General features: G+C 33.5%; 19 protein-coding genes. 8 read left to right on the top strand and 11 right to left on the bottom strand.

Features of this window, described 5'->3' with window-relative positions:
- Window positions 1–28: 28 nt before the first annotated feature.
- Complete coding sequence (locus PP176A_RS01025; RefSeq protein ID WP_071138577.1) at window positions 29–697, bottom strand: GntR family transcriptional regulator; 669 nt, start codon at window positions 695–697, stop codon at window positions 29–31.
- A gap of 239 nt (window positions 698–936) precedes the next feature.
- Between PP176A_RS01025 and PP176A_RS01020 the strand changes: the two genes are divergently transcribed.
- From PP176A_RS01020 to PP176A_RS01010, 3 genes are read left to right on the top strand one after another with little or no spacing between them, the layout of a single operon-like run.
- A complete protein-coding gene (locus PP176A_RS01020; protein WP_071138576.1) occupies window positions 937–2,868 on the top strand; it encodes an FAD-dependent oxidoreductase in 1,932 nt (643 codons plus the stop codon).
- Window positions 2,868–3,134, top strand: coding sequence for a 4Fe-4S dicluster domain-containing protein (locus PP176A_RS01015; RefSeq protein ID WP_071138575.1), 267 nt, complete (start codon window positions 2,868–2,870; stop codon window positions 3,132–3,134). Before PP176A_RS01020 ends, PP176A_RS01015 begins: the two co-directional genes overlap by 1 nt.
- A gap of 28 nt (window positions 3,135–3,162) precedes the next feature.
- Window positions 3,163–4,161: a M42 family metallopeptidase gene (locus PP176A_RS01010; protein ID WP_071138574.1), complete on the top strand. Its 999-nt coding sequence runs from the start codon at window positions 3,163–3,165 to the stop codon at window positions 4,159–4,161.
- 92 nt (window positions 4,162–4,253) lie between these two features.
- Here PP176A_RS01010 and PP176A_RS01005 read toward each other — a convergent pair whose 3' ends face one another.
- The 5 genes from PP176A_RS01005 to PP176A_RS00985 form a co-directional block, all read right to left on the bottom strand.
- Window positions 4,254–4,712, bottom strand: coding sequence for a VanZ family protein (locus tag PP176A_RS01005; RefSeq protein WP_083381714.1), 459 nt, complete (start codon window positions 4,710–4,712; stop codon window positions 4,254–4,256).
- A gap of 96 nt (window positions 4,713–4,808) precedes the next feature.
- Entirely contained in the window at window positions 4,809–5,285 is a 477-nt protein-coding gene (locus PP176A_RS01000; protein ID WP_071138572.1) for a prepilin-type N-terminal cleavage/methylation domain-containing protein, read from the bottom strand.
- Between the two features lie 60 nt (window positions 5,286–5,345).
- Window positions 5,346–5,678 (bottom strand): type II secretion system protein, encoded by a 333-nt coding sequence (locus tag PP176A_RS00995; protein ID WP_071138571.1) that lies wholly within the window; start codon window positions 5,676–5,678, stop codon window positions 5,346–5,348.
- 5 nt (window positions 5,679–5,683) lie between these two features.
- Window positions 5,684–7,027, bottom strand: a complete 1,344-nt coding sequence (locus PP176A_RS00990; RefSeq protein ID WP_071138570.1) for a DUF7305 domain-containing protein — start codon at window positions 7,025–7,027, stop codon at window positions 5,684–5,686.
- A 136-nt stretch (window positions 7,028–7,163) separates the two neighbouring features.
- Entirely contained in the window at window positions 7,164–8,057 is an 894-nt protein-coding gene (locus PP176A_RS00985) for a diguanylate cyclase (protein ID WP_071138569.1), read from the bottom strand.
- Window positions 8,058–8,161: 104 nt separating this feature from the next.
- Here PP176A_RS00985 and PP176A_RS00980 point away from each other — a divergent pair, with 104 nt between their 5' ends.
- A complete protein-coding gene (locus PP176A_RS00980) occupies window positions 8,162–8,407 on the top strand; it encodes a helix-turn-helix domain-containing protein (RefSeq protein WP_071138568.1) in 246 nt (81 codons plus the stop codon).
- A 173-nt stretch (window positions 8,408–8,580) separates the two neighbouring features.
- On the opposite strand, the gene PP176A_RS00975 is transcribed toward PP176A_RS00980, so the two are convergent.
- Window positions 8,581–9,093 carry a GNAT family N-acetyltransferase gene (locus PP176A_RS00975; protein WP_083381711.1) on the bottom strand — a complete coding sequence of 171 codons (513 nt, stop codon included), beginning with the start codon at window positions 9,091–9,093 and terminating at the stop codon, window positions 8,581–8,583.
- A 172-nt stretch (window positions 9,094–9,265) separates the two neighbouring features.
- On the opposite strand from PP176A_RS00975, the gene PP176A_RS00970 reads away from it, so the two are divergent.
- Window positions 9,266–9,994 (top strand): EcsC family protein, encoded by a 729-nt coding sequence (locus PP176A_RS00970; protein WP_234958735.1) that lies wholly within the window; start codon window positions 9,266–9,268, stop codon window positions 9,992–9,994.
- A 79-nt stretch (window positions 9,995–10,073) separates the two neighbouring features.
- Here the strand turns inward: PP176A_RS00970 and PP176A_RS00965 are convergent, their stop codons facing one another.
- The 4 genes from PP176A_RS00965 to PP176A_RS00950 form a co-directional block, all read right to left on the bottom strand.
- The gene (locus PP176A_RS00965) at window positions 10,074–11,261 is read right to left on the bottom strand and encodes a MalY/PatB family protein (protein ID WP_071138567.1); all 1,188 of its coding nucleotides are present in this window, start codon (window positions 11,259–11,261) and stop codon (window positions 10,074–10,076) included.
- Between the two features lie 141 nt (window positions 11,262–11,402).
- Window positions 11,403–12,281: a YitT family protein gene (locus PP176A_RS00960; protein ID WP_071138566.1), complete on the bottom strand. Its 879-nt coding sequence runs from the start codon at window positions 12,279–12,281 to the stop codon at window positions 11,403–11,405.
- 195 nt (window positions 12,282–12,476) lie between these two features.
- Entirely contained in the window at window positions 12,477–13,256 is a 780-nt protein-coding gene (locus PP176A_RS00955; RefSeq protein WP_071138565.1) for a dimethylarginine dimethylaminohydrolase family protein, read from the bottom strand.
- Between the two features lie 145 nt (window positions 13,257–13,401).
- Complete coding sequence (locus tag PP176A_RS00950; RefSeq protein WP_071138587.1) at window positions 13,402–14,766, bottom strand: sigma-54 interaction domain-containing protein; 1,365 nt, start codon at window positions 14,764–14,766, stop codon at window positions 13,402–13,404.
- A gap of 217 nt (window positions 14,767–14,983) precedes the next feature.
- Here PP176A_RS00950 and PP176A_RS00940 point away from each other — a divergent pair, with 217 nt between their 5' ends.
- Genes PP176A_RS00940 through PP176A_RS00930 form a run of 3 tightly spaced genes read left to right on the top strand, consistent with a single transcriptional unit; the run spans window position 14,984 to window position 19,689 of the window.
- Window positions 14,984–15,604 (top strand): TetR family transcriptional regulator, encoded by a 621-nt coding sequence (locus tag PP176A_RS00940; protein ID WP_071138563.1) that lies wholly within the window; start codon window positions 14,984–14,986, stop codon window positions 15,602–15,604.
- Between the two features lie 4 nt (window positions 15,605–15,608).
- Window positions 15,609–17,861, top strand: coding sequence for an ABC transporter ATP-binding protein (locus PP176A_RS00935; protein ID WP_071138562.1), 2,253 nt, complete (start codon window positions 15,609–15,611; stop codon window positions 17,859–17,861).
- Window positions 17,854–19,689, top strand: coding sequence for an ABC transporter ATP-binding protein (locus PP176A_RS00930; protein ID WP_071138561.1), 1,836 nt, complete (start codon window positions 17,854–17,856; stop codon window positions 19,687–19,689). The genes PP176A_RS00935 and PP176A_RS00930 overlap by 8 nt, the downstream gene beginning before the upstream one ends.
- Window positions 19,690–19,729: the final 40 nt, after the last annotated feature.

Here is a 19,729-nt window from a genome sequence, read left to right as displayed (position 1 = left end):
ATGGGTTTCAAAAAAGGCTTCATTATTATTAGTTTTCGATTGAAGCCTTTTTTATATTTTCCAATAAATACTCCTTAGCATGTTTAAAATGATTTTTCATTAAAAAAGATGCTTTGCTGAAATCATTATCTTTCATTGCTCTTGCAATATCCTTATGTTCTAAAAGAACTACTGATTTTGTAACTGTTAAATTTTGATATATATTTGCCAATATACTGAATTGACTTCTTATGTTTTTAGAAGCATTATATAATCTCGAATTATCTGCATATCTAAAAAGGATATCATGAAAATTGTCAGATTCTATCATAAATTCCTCTATATTGTCAGATTCTAAATACTTTTCCTGGAGTCTGACAGAATTATTTATCTCCAATACAAGTTCTTTCTTTTTAATGCTTTCCATGGATAATCTGAGAGCTTCCAAATCTAAACAGGCACAAAAATCATATATCTCATTAATATCCTTCTCATTAAATTCAATTACCTTGCCGCCTACATTTGTTATATGGTCAATCAGCCCTTCCTGCCCCAATCTGTTTAAGGCTTCCCTAATCGGCGTAGAACTGACATTAAATCTTTCCTGCAAGATCTTTGATGTTAATTTTTCACCGCATTTAATATTTTGATTTATGATATCCTCTTTTAAAATATTATAAATTTGATCTGCAAGAGTCATTTTTACTACATTATTCATAATATTTTCTCCCTCTTATCATCTTAAATTATTTATGTTAATTATAATTTTACTACTTTATTATAATAAATTTAATATAATAATGCAATACATTTTGCAAGATATATTTTGCAAAATGTATTATAATATGATATCATGGTTAGTATATACTAAATTTTCTATCATTTCCTCACAATATTAAACTCAATTTAATGTGTAAGTATTATAAAGTTTAAATTTAAAGGCAGAAAGGAGAAATTATGTATAATATCAAATGGCCATATTCTTTGGAATATGAAAAAGAAGAAAAAATAACTACAGACGTTTTGGTCCTTGGAGGCGGAATTGCAGGATGTATGGCTGCCATTGCCGCTGCAGAAAGAGGACAAAAAGTCGTGCTGGTAGAAAAGGGAGCTACCAAAAGAAGCGGTGCCGGAGGTTCCGGCTGTGATCATTGGGAATCCGCCGCTACAAATCCCTGTTCAAAAATAAGTCCTGAAGAACTCACCTCTGCTATGCTTGACGATAATGACGGATACAATAACGGTATATCCCACTATATCGAATGCCGGGAAGGATATGACAGACTTTTGGATATTGAAAAAATGGGCGGAAAAATAAGAGATACGGAGGATGAATTTAAAGGTGCAGCCTTTCGAGATGAATCTACAAAGCTTATGTTCGCCTATGATTACGAAAACAGGTATACTTTAAGGATATGGGGTTCTACTTTTAAACCTGCCATGTATAATAAATTAAAAAAATTAGGTGTAAAAATTTATGACAGAGTAATGGTCACTTCCCTACTCAATGAAGAAGGCAAACAAGGCAATCGGTGCATCGGTGCAACAGGTATGCACACAAGAACCGGAAAGTTTTTTATCTTTAGAAGTAAAGCCACTATTTTATGCATGTCAAGGCCTGCCAGAATATGGTTATTTTCTCCCTCCCTTCCCGGACTATGCGAATTCAGGCCTACCCAATGCATTGGAGACGGTCATGCCATGGGATGGAAAGCAGGAGCTGAATTTACCATGATGGAAAAATCCGTAGTAGGTGAATTTTCTGCTGCAGGAAGAAGTTATCCTCCCTATGGAGCGGGAAATAATCATAATACCTGGTATCCTGCTTCTCTGATAGATTCTGAGGGAAAGGAAATCCCTTATGCGGACAGAGATGGAAATATCCTAAGAAATGTATCGGAGAGATTTAAACCTGCCGATAGTCAAAAATTTTTCTTAAAAGGAGGAGGAATTGATAATCCAAAATATGACTACGAAGGTCCTGAAACCCTTCCATTTTCCGAAATGATTGAAGAAGGTTATAAATTGCCATTTTATGCCGATTTATCTACACTGCCGGAACTTGAAAGGAAAGTTATATGGGGCATGATGATAGGAGAAGAAGGAAAAACTAAAATACCCGTTTATAAAAATTATACTGATGCAGGATTCGATCCGAAAAAAGATGTGCTTCAGTGTTACGGTACCGGATGGACTTCAGCTGAATTTCTGCCTCAGGAGCGTCAGCTCTTTGGCCTTCCCGGAGGGTTCTTAAATGATTGGAATTTGAGAACCAATATAGAAGGGTTATACGTTGCCGGTGATGCTTTATTTGCATCAGACTGCTTTGGACATGCTGCAACTACAGGATATTATGCCGGAAGGCATGGAGCAAAATACGCTGAAACTGCAAGTATATCAGAAGTTAATCCAGTACAAATAGAAAAGGAAAAATTAAGAATATATTCTCCTATCAATAATGATCCTTATACAAGCATAGGATGGAAAGAATTAAACATGGGAATATCAAAAACAATGCAAAATTATTGCGGGGACATTAAAAGAGACGAACTTTTGAATATAGGATTAAAGCAATTGAAAGAATATGAAAAACAAGTTATTCCGAATACTTTTGCCTATAATCCTCATGAACTTGTAAGGCTTCTTGAAGTATTTGATATCCTTACCGTGTCTCAAATAATCATACAATCTTGTTTATCAAGAAAAACCAGTTCAAAGCCTCTCCATTTTAAAAGAGGCGATAATAATGGAGAAGACGAGAAAAGGTTTATTACATTGAAACAAGTTGATGATAAAGTGATAATAAATAAATTGCCTCTTAACTACTTCGGGGATTTAAAAGAGAATTACGAATTTCACAATAAAGATTATGTTGGGAGGAAAAAATAATGTATGAAATGCCTGCGGCAAATCCTATTATATATGAAAAAGAAAAATGTATAGGTTGTAACAGATGTGTGAATATATGCCAAGTAGATATTTTAATTCCAAATCCCGAAAAGGGTAAACCTCCCATTGTGTTATATCCGGGAGAATGCTGGTATTGCGGATGTTGTGTGATGGAATGTCCTGTGGAAGGAGCCATTACCCTTCGTCATCCTCTAATGAACCAAGCTCATTGGATAAAAAAAGATTGTTTAACAAATAAATTATAATAAAAATATAAGAAAGTGAGGGAAATTTATGCTTTTAAAAGAATTAACTCAATTATGTGGAGTAAGTGGATATGAAAAGGAAACAAGAGATTTTATCAAAAAAGCTGTTTCTGAATATGCTGATGAAATTTCAGTAGATGCTTTGGGTAATTTAATCGTGTTTAAAAAAGGTACAGGAAAAAATAAGAAGAAAATCATGTTAGCTGCCCATATGGATGAAATAGGAATCCAAGTAACAAAAATTGAAGAAAACGGAATGATCAAAATAAAATCATTAGGATTTCTCTGGCCTTATATGACATACATGAGCAGAGTCAAATTCAGAAATGGAATAACAGGTATAATATCCAGCACAGTTAAAGCAGAAGACATTAAAAATGATTTTACTAAACTATACGTAGATATCGGCGCCAAATCAAAAGAAGAAGCACTAAAACATGTAAAAGTGGGAGATGTCGCTTCCTATATCGGTGAATATGTCGAACTTAAGGATAATGACGTTACCGCAAAGGCAATGGACGACAGAGTAGGATGTTATATAATGATTGAATCATTAAAAAAGATAGATAACCCTAAAAATGATATTTATTTTGTGTTTACTGTACAGGAAGAAGTAGGCTGCAGAGGCTCGAAAGTTACTGCAGCAAGAATAAAGCCGGATTTGGGAATAGCTATTGATGTAACTCCCGCTCATGATTATCCGTGTGATTTGGAAGGAAGTAATACGGTAGGAGGAGGTACTGCCGTCAAGGTATCCGATACTTCTGTAATATGTGATGAATATCTTGTGGAAGAGATGGTTAAATGCTGTAAAGAAAATAACATAAAATACCAACTTGACGTTATTGCAGTTGGAGGAACCGATGCAAGTTCTATAAATCAGTCTAATTTTGGGGTAAAAGCAGCAGGTATATCCGTTGTAACAAGATATCCCCATGGCCCAAATTCATTGGTAAATATGAAAGATGTAGAATCTTCCATAGAATTACTTAGCAAATATGTAAATCGAGATTTTAATTTTGACTAAATAAAAAAAAGGGTGGTAAAATTTTTATTTACCATCCTTTTTATACAACTTTTATACAACGCTCTCTTATCTTTCTTCCATTTAAAAATATGTCAATACTTGTTCTTTTTAATCTTACTTATTGCTTCATATATGGCAATACCCATAAGAGATCCTGCACTATCAATCAACACATCTTTTATCTGAGCACCTCTGCCGGATACAAAAATCTGATGAAATTCATCGCTGATTGCATAAACAATGCAAAATGAGATAGAGATAATAAATATTTTAAATCTTCCCATCTTACTTTTTTTCATCAAATTTATTATCAATATTCCTAAAATTAAATAGGAAAAAAAATGAGCATTTTTCCGTATTAAGTGATTCGTTCTGTCAAAATCAAAATTTGAATTAGGTGCAGCTCTTTCTGCTGAATTTATAACGATTTCCGTTATCTTTTTGCTCAGAGCGTTAGACTTTGATACGGGTTGAGACGATAAAACAAAGATAATTGACAGCCAAAATAATATAACAACATAAAATATAATCCGTTTTTTGTTCTGATTCATTTTCATAATTCCCTCTATTGATTACTTTATTTATATATAATTTCATTTTATCATTAATTTGTCCTGATTCAAAGGAAAAGAACTGTTTTATTTGATTTACCGCTTGGTATAATATATGACATGAGTCCCTTCATTGTCTATATCTATGGAAGGATTGTTTTCTAAAGGTATTTCCGTTTCTATTTCATAACTGTCCCGGGATATTTTCAGACTCAATCCTCCGTTTTTCGGTTTAAAGAGTATGTCCGATAATGTAGCGATTGACTTTTCCTCCTCATTTTCCGGATATTTTGTTTTAATCAATTCGTCTCCGTCAATCTCAATAGAATAATACTCGTCTTTTCCGTTAATTTCCCCATCTTCGGGGACTTCGGAGGTAATAAAATCCGCTGTTCTGATTTCCTCCGTTACTTTATCCACGGCTATTCTTACATTTCCCTGCATACCCCTTTCATGTACAGATCTGTCGAAAATATTTTTTCCAAGAAAATATATATTGAAAACCAGCAGCAATACTACTGACAATAAGGCTAAGGATAATATCAATTCCACAAGAGTGAATCCCTTTTTCAATTTATTACATCCCCTATCCAATTTGTGCAAAACATAAAATCACTATCTACCTTTCTCATTTTATTGCGGAATATAAGTTGATATTGTATTTTTATTTTTATCATGTAAATTCACTTGAATTTTAATACCATCAGATTCACACTTAAAATCTTCTCCATTATCATCATGAAATTCTAACTTTAATGTATATTCCTCCCGATTCGAATCTTCTCCATTATTCTTAATTGCCTTTTCAATGTTTTCCTGAGCTTGAAAAATATACCGAGTTTTCTCCCCCGAAGAAAATATATTTTTCATATTTCCTGAAAGCACAGTTAAAAGTATAGCAGCAAGCATACCTACTATACCTATGGAAACCACTACTTCAATCAAAGTAAAACCCTTTCTCTCCAAGTGCATCATCTCCAATAAGCTATTTTATAGGCACTGCCGGAAGAACCATCTTCCTCTGAATCTGGCAGTGTTATTTTTATTTCTTTATTTGGTGAATCTATTCTGCAACCTCCTCCCAACACAATACTGCCTCCGACTATCCCCCCTGTAACCGATGCCCCGCCGCCGATGTCTATGGAAGCCTTCGGTGCATATATATTCATGGATCTTGCTCCTCCATTAATTGTAATTTTACTTCCCGCCGTAATCAAATCTCCATAAACACTTCCGCTTCCGCTGATATTTATTTCCCGGCTGTTTGAGTACAGGGATGCATATATTTGAGTTTCATTATCTACGTTAATTGTATTTGCGGAATTAGAATATATTTTAACATTATCCGTCTTCCCTTCTCTTTCATTTATTCCACCCTTAACTTTAAAATTATTATCCACATACAGATACAGCTTTCCGTCTCCGACAACTTCTATACGTCCTTGTTCTATATTTAAATTTCTTACTCTCAGCACTATGTCCCCATCACTTGTATCCACACGCAAAGTGGTATTTTGTATTATATTTATACTGTCATAATATCTGCTGCTTCCTATAACCGTGTTATTATTCTGCCAATATACTGTTAATATCCCATTCTCAGCGTGACTTTCAGGATTTTCTGTAGGCAACCCTTCGGACAAATCTTCGGGAAACTCAGGCAGTAAAGGAATAGGATAATTTTGCTTTTCAATGTACTCTACATCAGGCATCATTTGTTTTTTCCATTCGCTATTATCAACCTTAATCACATCATCATTTAAAGCCTCTATATTTCCCTCTATAGTAGGCCATCCTGAAATATGTATGGAACCCGGCTCCTCTGAATTACTTCCTATATTGCCTTTTACGGTTCCTCCCCGGATCTCAATGCTGCTGTTTCCAAATACCGCTGCAATTAACTCTACAGTTTGAGAATCTCCACTTTTATCTCCAGACATGACCAATTCCGCTTTTCTGTCTACAGTACTTTTATTATACGGAACTTTTCCCGTAGAAATTATATACAAATTATCTCCCGATTTAACTATACTTACCACAAATTCTCCTTCTCCGAATTTTACCGGCTCACTATAAAGAGGAAGGGATTCATTAAATTTCTTCAAAGCATCTCCGCTCATCTTTGATATCCAATCTGCAGTTCCTATCGCTCCGGATCTTGCTATATAGTAAGCTTTCACTTTTTTCTCTTGAATCAAAGTTTTGTTAAATTCTCCCCCAGCTACCGTAATCATAGTCAAACCAAATATTAAAATTATGCTTAATATCATTACAACCGAAAGAAGTATGTACCCCTTATCGTTTTTCATTGACATTTATTTAATCCCTTCATTTCTAATTATTATCATAATTTTATCACGGTTTTACTGCACTATCAACAACTTATGCATATTTGTATATTCTTTTCTCATAAGGGTAGCGTATATGCACCTTCGCTGGTTTAATATGTCTTTATACATTGTTTAAATATTTCACAATCAATCTGTCCAATTCCCTGCTTAATTTTAGTACCTCTTTACTGCTTGCATTACTGCCATCTTTCGGAATTTTTCTGTCCAATTCATTTTTCATCTTTTCAATATTTTGCTTTAGATTTTTTAAATCATTTACTTCTATCCGCTTTTCTTCTTGCTTTGTTCTCTTTTCTTTATATAAATCCTTATCTGCTGTTTTTATCATTTCTTTTAAATTATCAAAATATTCGGAACAAGCTATACCTGCACTGACATGAATATCAGCGTTAACTTCCATGGTGCTTTTATTAATCTCTTTTTCTATTCTTTGAATCACTTTATTCAAGCCTTTTTTGCCTTGCTTGTGTAGTAAAACTAAGAATTCGTCTCCACCATATCTTATTCCTAAGTCTTCTTTTCTTATACTCCTTTTAATTGCCTGTCCAACTATTTCTATTGCCTTATCTCCCGCTAAATGTCCGTAATTGTCATTAATTTTTTTTAAATTATCTATATCTATCAGTATTACGGAAATGTCTTTAAGCTCGGGATGACAAAAAAATTCACTATTCATTTGCTCCCAATAATTTCTATTATATAATCCTGTTGCAGTATCAATAAGGGCCTTATTGCAATTACAGCATTTATAGTTCTTTGGATTAATGACAATTATGTAATAAAGTTGGTCAGTAATATAAAATCCATCAATATTTACAAAATAGTTATCCGAAGTATACTGAATAGGTAAATCTACAGCTAAATTTTCTAAAATATTTAGTTCTTTAAGGTAGTCATAAGTCATCCGATATTCAATATTACTGTAACAAATCTTATGTTCCCGATTCATTACAATTTGAATTACCCCGTTGGTTTCAAAATTTCCCTCATGCATTACTGTTAACCTCCAAATTTACAATATGTTTTTTATTAGAACATATTATTCCATAATTTCGGATAAAATACAATTGTTCTAATAACGAACAGAGGTGATATATTATGAAATTAGTTTTAGATTCTAAAGAACACAATATCGCGGGCCCTAAAGTAAAAATCGCAAGGTTAAAAAGCAACATGACGCAAAAAGAGTTATCGATAAAACTCGAAACATTAGCTGTTTATATTGATAGAGCCAGCATTTCCAAACTCGAACACCAAAAAAGAATTATTACTGATATTGAATTAATGGCTTTATCTCAAATTCTAAATGTAAGTACCAACTATCTTTTGGGGTTAGAAGAATAATTTGTGTTCTAATAAAGAACATTATAACATTTATATTTCCTTTTGTGAACATAGCATTATATCTTTTTTCCTTCTATCAAAACAAAAAAGGCTTCTCTTAAAATATTGATAAATTAAGGAAGCCTCTTTTAAAACCTTTTTAACAAAACATGTTTCTTAACCTAATCTATGATTTAATAATCAAATATCTTTTCGTAACAATTAAAAATTCCTTTTCTAAACACAACCTGCCCTCTAAAAACATATCCGTTTCTTTTATAAAAATTAAGTGCAGAAAGATTCTCCGTAAAAGCATCAAGTCTAATAGATGAATATCTCTTCTTCATTATATAATCTTCCGCAGACAATAAAGTTTTATTGCCTATTCCCCGCCTTTGAAAAACAGGTTCTACACAAAACCTATGTATAACACATATTTTCCCTTTAGTGTTAGCCCAATTAACCGATTTATATTCTGGCTCCTGAGATTCATTAATTACTATCGAAGATATGGGAATATTATTTAATGTATCAAAAACTACAAATAAACTTTTTTCTTCTATATCATTCCTCAAGATTTCTTTAGTCGGATAAACTTCATCCCACTGATCTATATTCAGTTTTCTCAGGTGAAAAACAACATTTTGATATATTTTAAATATTTTATCTATATCATTCATTTCAGCCAATTTAAATATATAATTCATGTTTATCCCTTCTTCCTGATTTCTCTTTCAATAACTCATTTTGCATCTGTTATTTGAATATTATTTTTAATTTGATATTAAGAAAGGATTTCTTTCTTTTTACATCAAGACAAAAATAGTATAATAACATAAGATATTATATAAAATATAAAAGATCTATAAAACAAGGCAGGTGATCAATATCAATTCCTATTATACAGAAATATTAGAGGAATTAAACGAATGGAAAAAGAAAACAAGAAGGAAGCCTTCTATAATCAACAATGCTTCAAAGACTATACAAAATAAATTCAACAGCATTCTTCCAGAACCATATCATGAGGCTGTAACCGCAGCTATAAAGACCATGGTTAAAGCTGTACTTACAGGCTCCCAATTTTTAAGCAAAAAACCGTATCTCCAAATCTCTCTCCCCGAAAGGGAAAATTTAGTAAGAGAAAAAATAAACTTTTACAGAAAAACCGCAATGATAGAAGGAGCAGGTACAGGAGCAGGAGGCTTTTTAATAGCCCTTGCTGATTTTCCGTTGCTTTTAAGCATTAAAATAAAACTTCTCTATGATATTGCTGCTATTTATGGTTTTGACACGAATGATTACAAAGAAAGGCTATATATTCTTCACATTTTCCAACTTGCTTTCTCAAGTCAAGCCAAAACAAATCAGGTATTTTCAAAGATGGAAAACTGGGAGGAGTATTCAAAAACACTTCCTGATGATATAAATCTCTTTAATTGGAGAGACTTTCAGCAGGAATACAGGGATTATATAGACATTGCAAAACTCATGCAGATGCTTCCGGTAATAGGAGCATTGGTAGGCATGTCTGTAAACTCCAAACTTATAAATAAGCTGGGAAGCACCGCTATGAACTCCTACAGGATGAGAATATATGACTTATAAAGCAATAATCCCTATTGTTTTATATTTTTCTGCATAAGTACAGACAATGCAAGCTGTAACCTCCACACCTCCCCCTGTATTAATCATACTCCTCTTTTATTACAGTACATATCCTCTTAAGTCCCTCTTTAAGCAAACTCCTCGGGCATGCAAAATTTATTCTTAAAAATCCGTCTCCTCCATTTCCAAACCATGTCCCGCCATCTAAAGCAACCTTCCCTTTATGATAAACAAAATTTTCCAACTTCTTACCGCTTCTTTCGTATTCCCTAAAGTCCAGCCAACCTAAATATGTTGCTTGAGGATTAATGAGCTTAGCCTTTGGAAGGTTTTCAGCGAGATATTTATGTATAAAATCAATGTTTTCTTCAAGATAATTCAGCAGATGGTCCAACCAATCCTCAGATTTGTTGTATGCCGCTTCAAGAGCTACAATACTTAAGGGATTTTGATTCCCTATAGAATTTTTGTCCAAAACTTTTTTATATTTTCTCCTATATTCCGGGTTTGGTATGATAATATTGGAGATTTCCATTCCTGCTAAATTAAATGTCTTGCTTGGAGCAGTACATGTTATGGAATTCATTCTAAAATCTTCTCTAATGGAACCAAACATTATATGTTTATATCCGGAAAATACCAAATCATTATGGATTTCATCGGCTACTACGATTACATTATTTTTTAAGCAAATATCTCCTAATCTTATAAGTTCTTCTTTCGTCCAAACTCTGCCTATAGGATTATGAGGGCTGCAAAGTATAAACATTTTCACTTTAGGATCTCTTGATTTTTTCTCAAAATCTTCAAAATCAATTTCATAGTGATCATCATTAAATATTAATGTATTGTCTGCCACAGTACATCCGTTTTCCTTTATAGAATTTGAAAACGGATAATATACAGGATTCTGTATTATTACTTTGTCTCCCGGTTCACAAAAAGCTTGTATTAGATAATTAATTGCAGGAACCACCCCTGGAGTATATTCAATCCATTCCTTCTCAATAGTCCAACCATGGCGTCTCTTAATCCAATTGATTATTGCCTCAAAATAAGAATCCGGCCTGACACTATAGCCGTATATACCATGCTCGGCTCTTTTTACAATTTCATCGATAATAGGCTGAGCCGATTTAAAATCCATATCTGCTACCCAAAAAGGAATTGCGTCCGATTCACCAAATAAATGTTTTAAACTTTCTTGATCCCATTTTACGGAATTAGTTCCCGAACGGTCAATCACTTCATCAAAGTTATATTTCATTCACACTCACTCCCGCAAATTTATTATAATATAAATAATTTTGGTACTAATTGAGTCTCACAAGACTTAAGTCACGTGCTTTAATATTTATATATTATATACTAATATTAATACTTGTACAACAAATCAGGCATTAACTATTTATATCCCCGTATTTTTAAATCCCTTTCCTCTTACCTCTACGACATCGCTTGCTATAAAAAATGCTTTCGGATCTATTTCATCAATAATATGTTTTAATTTTACCGTTTCTCTGGAAGTAACCACACAATATATAACCTTTTTGCCCTCTTTTGTATAAGCACCTGAGCCTTCCAAAAAGGTAACCCCTCTGTTTAACTGCTTTAGTATGGTATCTGCCAATTCTTCAGGCTTATTTGATATTATGATTATTTTTTTCCTTACATTAAGCCCTGTTTGTACTTTGTCTAAAATCCTGTATCCTATATACATGGATATCAATGTATACATTGCGGATTTGTATCCAAATAACAAAGACGAAAAAGATATTACTATCGTATTGGCTGCCATCAATCCAGACCCGATATTTATATTATATTTGGATTTAAGTACGGCGGCTATTATGTCAAATCCCCCTTGACAAGTTCTGTGCCTAAACATAAGCCCCATACCTATTCCGTTAAATATACCGCCAAAAATTGCCCCCAGCAGTATATCCTTTACCGCTAAATATTGATTGATGTCCTTGGTTACAGTCAATAAAAAAGAAAAAACCAGCATGGAAATAAATCCAAATACAGCAAATTCTCTATCCACCAGTCTGCTTCCTATTAAAAAAATAGGAAGATTTAAAATGAATACCATAATACCTGCCGGCATACCTGTCAGGTACTGAATTAATATTCCAATGCCTCCTATACCGCCGCTTAGAAGTCTGTTAGGTACAAAAAATACATTAAACGCGACAGCACAAAAGAGATTACCCAACAGTATAAAAAACAATTTTCTTACTACATCTTTGGACTTATCATTTTTCAATTTTTCAATATAATTTGACATAGAATTTACTTATCCTTTCAGCACGAAATATTTTGTTTTTATAACTATATATTATTATAATATATATTGCCCACTAATTCACGGCTGAAGTCACGGATAAACATAAATATTTTTATTCAATCCAGGGCTTCGGAGGTAATAAAATAAGCTGTAACAAATTAGTTTTGCAACAGCTTATCTTACAAATGTACAATTCTATTTTGAGCTATCTTCCGGTATCCTAAGAGACAGGCAGGTAAGTCCGCCGTCCATCTTCTCAAATTCCGACATTTCAACTTCTACAATCTTAAAACCTGCATCAACTATGGCTTTCTTTGATTTTGAAAATCCCTTTGGAATTATAAGATGACCGTTCATTTTAACGCAGTTTGCAGAATAAGCTTCATCATCGTCTACTTTTATCATTTTAAATTTCTTAAATACATCATTATTCTTAAATTCACCGGCGGCAATAACTGTATTATTCCCTGCATAAATTACTCCCGTCTTAAGATGAAGTATTTGTTTTACCGGCACTGCTGAAGCGGTATACCCATATTTATTTAATATTGCCGTAAGCTGCCTTGCTCCTTCCGCATTCGTTCTCTTCGATTGTCCTATATAAAAGTGTTTGTCAATTCTCAGTATATCTCCTCCTTCAAGGCAGGCAGAACCCTCTAAATACTCGATATTGCTATAAAATTTCTTAAGAGTATCTATTATTTCCTTTTCTTCTCCCTTTCTTGAAGCAGCACCAGGTCTTGTAATTATGGCACACTTTTCAGTTACAACAGCTACATCCTCTACAAATGTGGAATCGGGATATCTTTCATCAGCTTCAAGTACAGTAACGGAACATCCGCATTCTTTTAGTGCTTCGATATAACCTTCATGTTGTTCTAATGCTTTTTCATAATCCGGTTTGCCGAGATCAGCGGTAGTTATACCATCAGCAAAATTTTTAGATGGCTTTCTCACTATTACATTTTTTATCATTCCAAACATCTCCTTTTATTTATAGAGCATATTTTTTAACTGTAATATTAATAAGCAAAATTCATGCCAATAATAAAATACCATAACAGAGCTACTTTTAATGAAAAACAAGGAAAATTTTTTTGCTTTTTAGCAAAATTTTTTTCTATTTCAAATTATATTTTAATAATTTATAATTAAGACTCTGTCTTGAAATTTTCAGAGTTTCCGCTGCTTCTGTAACATTTTTGGTATCTTTTAAAACTTTCTCAATAATACTTTTCTCATAGTTATCCACAAGCTCTGCCAGCGATTTTTCACCTGATTTAAAATCTGTATTAAGCCGATTATGTCCTCTTACGGAAAAAATATAATCCGGCAAATCCTCTACCATTATCATATCATTAGACGCTAAGTTAAAAGATGCTTCTATTACATTTTTCAATTCCCGTATATTTCCCGGCCAGGAATACGTTTTAAATATTTTCTTTACCGATTCGCTAAGACCTTTTATGGATTTACCCATCTTCTTATTATATTCTTTTATGAAAAAATCATATAAAACTTCAATATCATTTTCTCTATCCTTTAGATCCGGTAAATTGATTTGAACCACTCCTATTCTATAAAACAGATCTTCTCTAAGTTTATTTTCAGCAACCGATTCCAAAGGCGGCTCATTAACTGCAGATATTATTCTGACATCCACCTTTATACTATCTACAGAGCCAACTCTTCTTATTTCCTGATTTTCGATGGCTTTAAGCAGTTTGGCCTGCATAGACAATTCCATTGAATTTATTTCGTCAAGAAAAAGAGTTCCCCCGTTAGCGGCCTCGAACAATCCCCTTCTATTTTCCGCCCCTGTATAGCCGCCTTTTACCGTACCAAACAATATACTTTCAAAAAGAGTCGAAGGAATTGCCGCACAATTTTGTGATATAAAAGGTTTTGATACTCTCTTGCTGTTCTTGTGTATGGATTGAGCAACCATCTCTTTTCCTGTCCCCGTATGCCCGTAAATCAGAACCGGAGAATCCGTCTTGGCCGTTCTCAAAATAGTCTTCTTTATATTAATCATCTTCTCGTCATTAGTAACTATATCGTCTATATTATAATAATTATTTCTGTTCTCATCTATTTCCTTTAATTTTAATGATATACCCTTCCTTCGTTTGTCCGGATCAATATATAAAGAAACCTCAACAGCTCCTACTATCTTTTCTCCTGATTTTATGGGAAATGTAGAATTTACCGCATATATTTCAATTCCCTTATAATTAACAAGATGCTGTTCTTCATTTAAAATCGCATTACCCGTATTCAATACTCTCAGCATACTGCTGTTACGTTCATTTAATCCCGGATATATATCCCAAATGTATCTTCCCACAATCTCTTCATCGTAAAGGTTATATATATCCGTCCTATAGTTTCCAGAATACTCAATAATGCCTTTATCATTTATCATTACTATTGCATCAATATAATTGTACAAACTCAATATTTGTTTAATATAATTCTGCAACATTTGATCACCCTTTATTTTCACTTATACTTAAAATCCATCCTATATAAAGTATAAGATAATATACATAATATATCAACCAGTAAACATTATTCAAAAATTCCATAGTAAAACTTTCATTTAATATATTGGTTTTTTCTTGACAAATAATTAAATGATAACTATAATAATGACAGGGTGTCATATGACACCCTGTCATTATTATGAAGGGAGGATACAAATGCCTAAAACTACTTTTTATAATTTACCTCCTGAAAAAAAGAAAAGAATTTTTGAAGCAGCAAGAAAGGAATTCTCCAGAGTTCCTTATAATAAGGCATCTATTAACCAAATAATTCAGGATGCCAATATTTCAAGAGGGAGTTTCTATACTTATTTTGAAGATAAAAAAGATTTGGTTCAGTATATGATGGACGAATATGCTACAAAGTTGGTAATCCAAGGAAAGAAAACCTTAGAAAATTCTAACGGAGATATTTTTGCCACATTTACAGACTTATTCAATTTTACTCTTGAATACAGTATCGTAAGAGACGCTATGTCCATGTTCAAAAATATATTCGTAGGAATGCATACCAGTGGAGATTTTGCCATAAGTGAAACCTTTAATTTCAGAAATGAAATGGAAGATATTAAGGCTCTTATATCAAATATCAATACTGAAAATCTTTGTGTTGATAATAAAGAAGAGTTAAAGGACCTTTTGGAAATTCTCATTTGTATTATGAAATTTTCCATTTTACACGCTCCTACAACTTCGGAAAATTTACCTCAGGCAAAAGCTCATTTTTTAAATAAAATTAATATCATCAAATATGGCATATTGAAGGAGAGGAACTAATTAAATGTTAAGGATTTTTAAATATCTAAAGAAATCAATCATTCCAATCTTAGTAATAATAGTACTTTTGGCTATACAAGCAGTTACAGATCTGTCTTTGCCGGAATATACTTCAAGAATTGTAAACGTAGGAATCCAGCAAGGAGGCATTGATAATGCAGCTCCAACTATAATTCGAGAAAAAGAAATGAATAAAATTTTATTGTTTATGAATAATTCAGAAAAAGAGACGGTGCTAAAAAATTATACTCTGCTCAATCAAAAAAATTTAAGTAAAAATGATTTCAAGGAATATAAAGATGAATACCCTGCATTGAAATCTCAATCTTTATATAAGTTAAAAAACATAGATGAAAATACTTTGAAAAAATTGAATTCTACTATGAGTAAATCCATAATCATTGTCTCTCAATTAGAAACCAAATCGGATGAAGTCACCGCTTTAACCAAACAATTGATGAATGCTTTTCCTAAAGGAGCGCTGCCGAAAAATGCCGATATATTCGATATATTTTCACTTTTACCCCAAGAACAGCGTATCGAAATGTTGAAAAAGATAAACGATAAATTTGCCGGCATGTCGGATAGTATGATTGAGCAGGCAGCAACAGTCTATGTAAAAAACGAATATAAGGTTATCGGTATTAATACTGATAAAATGCAAAACCACTATATAACTTTTTCCGGTCTAAAAATGTTAATTTTGGCCTTAATAGGTGTAATAGCGTCTATTTTAGTTACACTTTTATCTTCCAGAGTTGCTGCAAAATTGAGCAAAAAGCTGAGAGAAGAAGTCTTCACCAAAGTAATTAATTTTTCCAATAACGAGTTTAATCGGTTCTCAACTGCATCATTGATTACACGAAGCACAAATGACATACAGCAAGTTCAAATGATGATGATGTTATTGTTCAGAATCGTAATCTATGCTCCCATTTTAGGCGTCGGCGCATTTGTCCGAGCAGGAAATGCCAATAGTTCTATGGAATGGGTCATAGGTATAGCCATACTTATAATTTTATTCTTAGTAATAGGATTATTCTCTATTGCTATGCCAAGATTTAAAAAACTGCAACAATTAATCGACAGGTTAAACCTGGTATCCCGTGAAATATTAACCGGTTTAACGGTTATTCGTGCCTTCGGCAATGAAAAACACGAGGAACAACGTTTTGATGATGTTAATCGTGACTTGACGCGAATCAGCCTGTTTGTAAACCGAATAATGACTATTATGATGCCTACTATGATGCTTATAATGAACGGAATTGCCGTATTGATCGTTTGGGTAGGTGCCGAAAAAATAAATGCCGGCTCCATGCAGGTAGGCGATTTGATGGCATTTATTCAATACACTATCCAGATAGTCATGGCATTTATAATGATTTCTATAATCTCCATAATTCTTCCCCGAGCTTCTGTTTCGGCAAAGCGTATTTTGGAAGTACTGGATACGGAAATTTCAATTAAAGATCCCGGAAATCCTCAACGTTTTGACGAATCCAAAAGAGGATACGTTGAGTTTAAAGATGTCTCTTTTAAATATCCTTATGCTAAGGAAGAAGTTTTAAGCCATATCAGTTTTACTGCAAATCCGGGAGAAACCACCGCTATTATTGGGAGTACCGGAAGCGGTAAATCTACGATTATTAATTTAATACCACGCTTTTTTGATGTAACTGAAGGTGAAGTATTGGTTAGCGGAGTAAACGTCAAAAATGTTAAACAGCATGACCTAAGAGACCAACTTGGATTTGTACCGCAAAAGGGAATTCTGTTCTCGGGAACCGTAGAATCTAACGTTAAATACGGTAAAAAGGATGCCTCTGCAGAAACAATAAAAAAAGCTGTCCGGATTGCACAAGCCACCGACTTCGTTGAAAGCAAACCGGATAAATACCAAAGCGAGATTTCACAAGGCGGAGACAATGTATCCGGAGGACAAAAGCAGCGATTGTCTATTGCAAGGGCGATTGCGAAAAACCCCGATATTTATGTATTCGATGATAGTTTTTCAGCCTTAGATTTTAAAACCGATGCTGCTCTTCGTCATGCTCTTAAAAAAGAAACCCAAAAATCTACCGTTATAATCGTTGCACAGAGAATAAGCACCGTCTTACACGCAGAACAGATTATAGTACTGGATGAAGGCAAAATTGTGGGAAAGGGCACTCATCATCAGCTCATGAAAGACTGTGAAATTTACAGACAAATTGCTTTATCACAACTTTCAAAGGAGGAACTTACAAATGAGTAATCAAAATAAACGTTATAATAAACGTCCCAGAAATATGATGAGCAGTGAAAAAGCTAATGATTTCAAAGGTACTTTGAAAACTTTGATTTCTTACTTATCAGTATACAAAGTCAGAATTGCCTTTGTCATTGTATTTGCAATAGGAAGCACTGTATTTTCCATTGTCGGTCCTAAAATTTTAGGTAATGCCACCACGGAAATCTTTAATGGACTTGTAAGTAAAATTTCAGGAGGCAAAGGAATCGATTTTAATAAAATCGGACAGATTTTAACGATGCTTATAGGATTATATATAGTTAGTGCACTTTTTTCCTATGTCCAGAGCTTTATCATGACAGACATCTCTCAAAAATTCACTTATAATCTCCGTAAAAGTTTATCGGAAAAGATTGATAAGATGCCCGTAGGTTATTTTGAGACTCAAACCCATGGTGAAGTTTTATCTAGGATTACAAACGATGTTGATACTTTGAGCCAAAGTTTAAATCAAAGTTTAATTCAGATTATCACATCCTTTTGTTCAATTATCGGATCATTAGTAATGATGTTGTCTATCAGTTGGCAAATGACTTTAGTCGCTGTTCTGATCCTGCCATTTTCAATGGCTATTATAAGTTTCGTCATTAAAAGATCCCAGGGATATTTTAAACAGCAGCAAAGTCATTTAGGCCATGTAAACGGTCAAGTAGAAGAAGTCTACGGAGGGCAAAATATCGTCAAAGTATTTAACGGAGAAGATGAAGCTATCAATAGCTTTTCAAAAGAAAACGAACAGTTGTATCAATCAGCATGGAAATCCCAATTTTTCTCCGGAATAATGCAGCCAATCATGTCTTTTGTAGGTAATATCGGATATGTGGGAGTATCAATTCTTGGAGGATATTTAGCAATTAAGGGAACTATTACAGTAGGTAATATCCAATCCTTTATTCAATATACCAGAAGTTTCACAATGCCTATCGGACAAATTGCTCAGGTATCAAATATGTTACAATCGGCAGTTGCCTCTGCAGAAAGAATATTTGAATTTTTATCCGAAAAAGAAGAGGTACAGACAGTTCCTAATCCTGTATCAATTAACGGGCTGAAAGGAAATGTGGAATTTAAAAACGTCAACTTCGGATATACACCGGATCGTACTATTATCAACAACTTCAATGCTAATATAAAAGACGGGCAGACTATTGCAATTGTTGGTCCTACAGGCGCCGGAAAAACTACAATAGTGAAACTCCTTATGCGGTTTTATGATGTGAACAATGGGGCTATTTTAGTAGACGGCCATAATATAAAGGACTTTAACAGAAGGGATCTTCGTAAAATGTTTGGCATGGTATTACAGGATACCTGGTTGTTTAACGGCACAATAATGGATAATATCCGTTACGGAAGATTAGATGCTACCGACGAAGAAGTAATTGCTGCCGCTAAAGCTGCCTATGTCCATCATTTTATACAAACCTTGCCAGAAGGTTATAATATGGTGCTTAACGAGGAATCAACCAATATTTCTCAAGGTCAGAAACAATTGTTAACTATAGCTCGTGCTATCCTGGCAAACCCTGAAATTTTAATCTTGGATGAGGCAACCAGTTCGGTAGATACTCGTACAGAACTGAGGATTCAAAAAGCAATGCAAAATCTCATGAAGGGCAGGACTACATTTGCTATTGCCCATAGACTGTCAACGATTAGGGACGCGGATTTGATTTTGGTAATGAATAACGGTGATATTGTGGAACAAGGTACTCATGAACAGCTATTAAAGGCCAACGGATTCTACACCAGCATTTATAATTCTCAATTTGAAAGTGCTGAGGTTATTTAATGATTGATAAATTAATGAAAGTATTCTACTATAGTAATAG

The sequence above is a fragment of the Sporanaerobacter sp. PP17-6a genome, from assembly GCF_900095615.1.
Lineage (GTDB): Bacteria > Bacillota > Clostridia > Tissierellales > Acidilutibacteraceae > Acidilutibacter > Acidilutibacter cellobiosedens.
Note: the sequence above shows the minus strand (reverse complement) of the source record. Positions and strands in the feature narration are given on the sequence as shown.

Coding starts and splice junctions, on each gene's coding strand:
- PP176A_RS01025 (WP_071138577.1), bottom strand. CDS start 697: ATGAATAATGTAGTAAAAATGACTCTTGCAGATCAAATTTATAATATT.
- PP176A_RS01020 (WP_071138576.1), top strand. CDS start 937: ATGTATAATATCAAATGGCCATATTCTTTGGAATATGAAAAAGAAGAA.
- PP176A_RS01015 (WP_071138575.1), top strand. CDS start 2,868: ATGTATGAAATGCCTGCGGCAAATCCTATTATATATGAAAAAGAAAAA.
- PP176A_RS01010 (WP_071138574.1), top strand. CDS start 3,163: ATGCTTTTAAAAGAATTAACTCAATTATGTGGAGTAAGTGGATATGAA.
- PP176A_RS01005 (WP_083381714.1), bottom strand. CDS start 4,712: ATGAATCAGAACAAAAAACGGATTATATTTTATGTTGTTATATTATTT.
- PP176A_RS00990 (WP_071138570.1), bottom strand. CDS start 7,027: ATGTCAATGAAAAACGATAAGGGGTACATACTTCTTTCGGTTGTAATG.
- PP176A_RS00985 (WP_071138569.1), bottom strand. CDS start 8,057: ATGCATGAGGGAAATTTTGAAACCAACGGGGTAATTCAAATTGTAATG.
- PP176A_RS00980 (WP_071138568.1), top strand. CDS start 8,162: ATGAAATTAGTTTTAGATTCTAAAGAACACAATATCGCGGGCCCTAAA.
- PP176A_RS00975 (WP_083381711.1), bottom strand. CDS start 9,093: ATGAATTATATATTTAAATTGGCTGAAATGAATGATATAGATAAAATA.
- PP176A_RS00965 (WP_071138567.1), bottom strand. CDS start 11,261: ATGAAATATAACTTTGATGAAGTGATTGACCGTTCGGGAACTAATTCC.
- PP176A_RS00960 (WP_071138566.1), bottom strand. CDS start 12,281: ATGTCAAATTATATTGAAAAATTGAAAAATGATAAGTCCAAAGATGTA.
- PP176A_RS00955 (WP_071138565.1), bottom strand. CDS start 13,256: ATGATAAAAAATGTAATAGTGAGAAAGCCATCTAAAAATTTTGCTGAT.
- PP176A_RS00950 (WP_071138587.1), bottom strand. CDS start 14,766: ATGTTGCAGAATTATATTAAACAAATATTGAGTTTGTACAATTATATT.
- PP176A_RS00940 (WP_071138563.1), top strand. CDS start 14,984: ATGCCTAAAACTACTTTTTATAATTTACCTCCTGAAAAAAAGAAAAGA.
- PP176A_RS00935 (WP_071138562.1), top strand. CDS start 15,609: ATGTTAAGGATTTTTAAATATCTAAAGAAATCAATCATTCCAATCTTA.
- PP176A_RS00930 (WP_071138561.1), top strand. CDS start 17,854: ATGAGTAATCAAAATAAACGTTATAATAAACGTCCCAGAAATATGATG.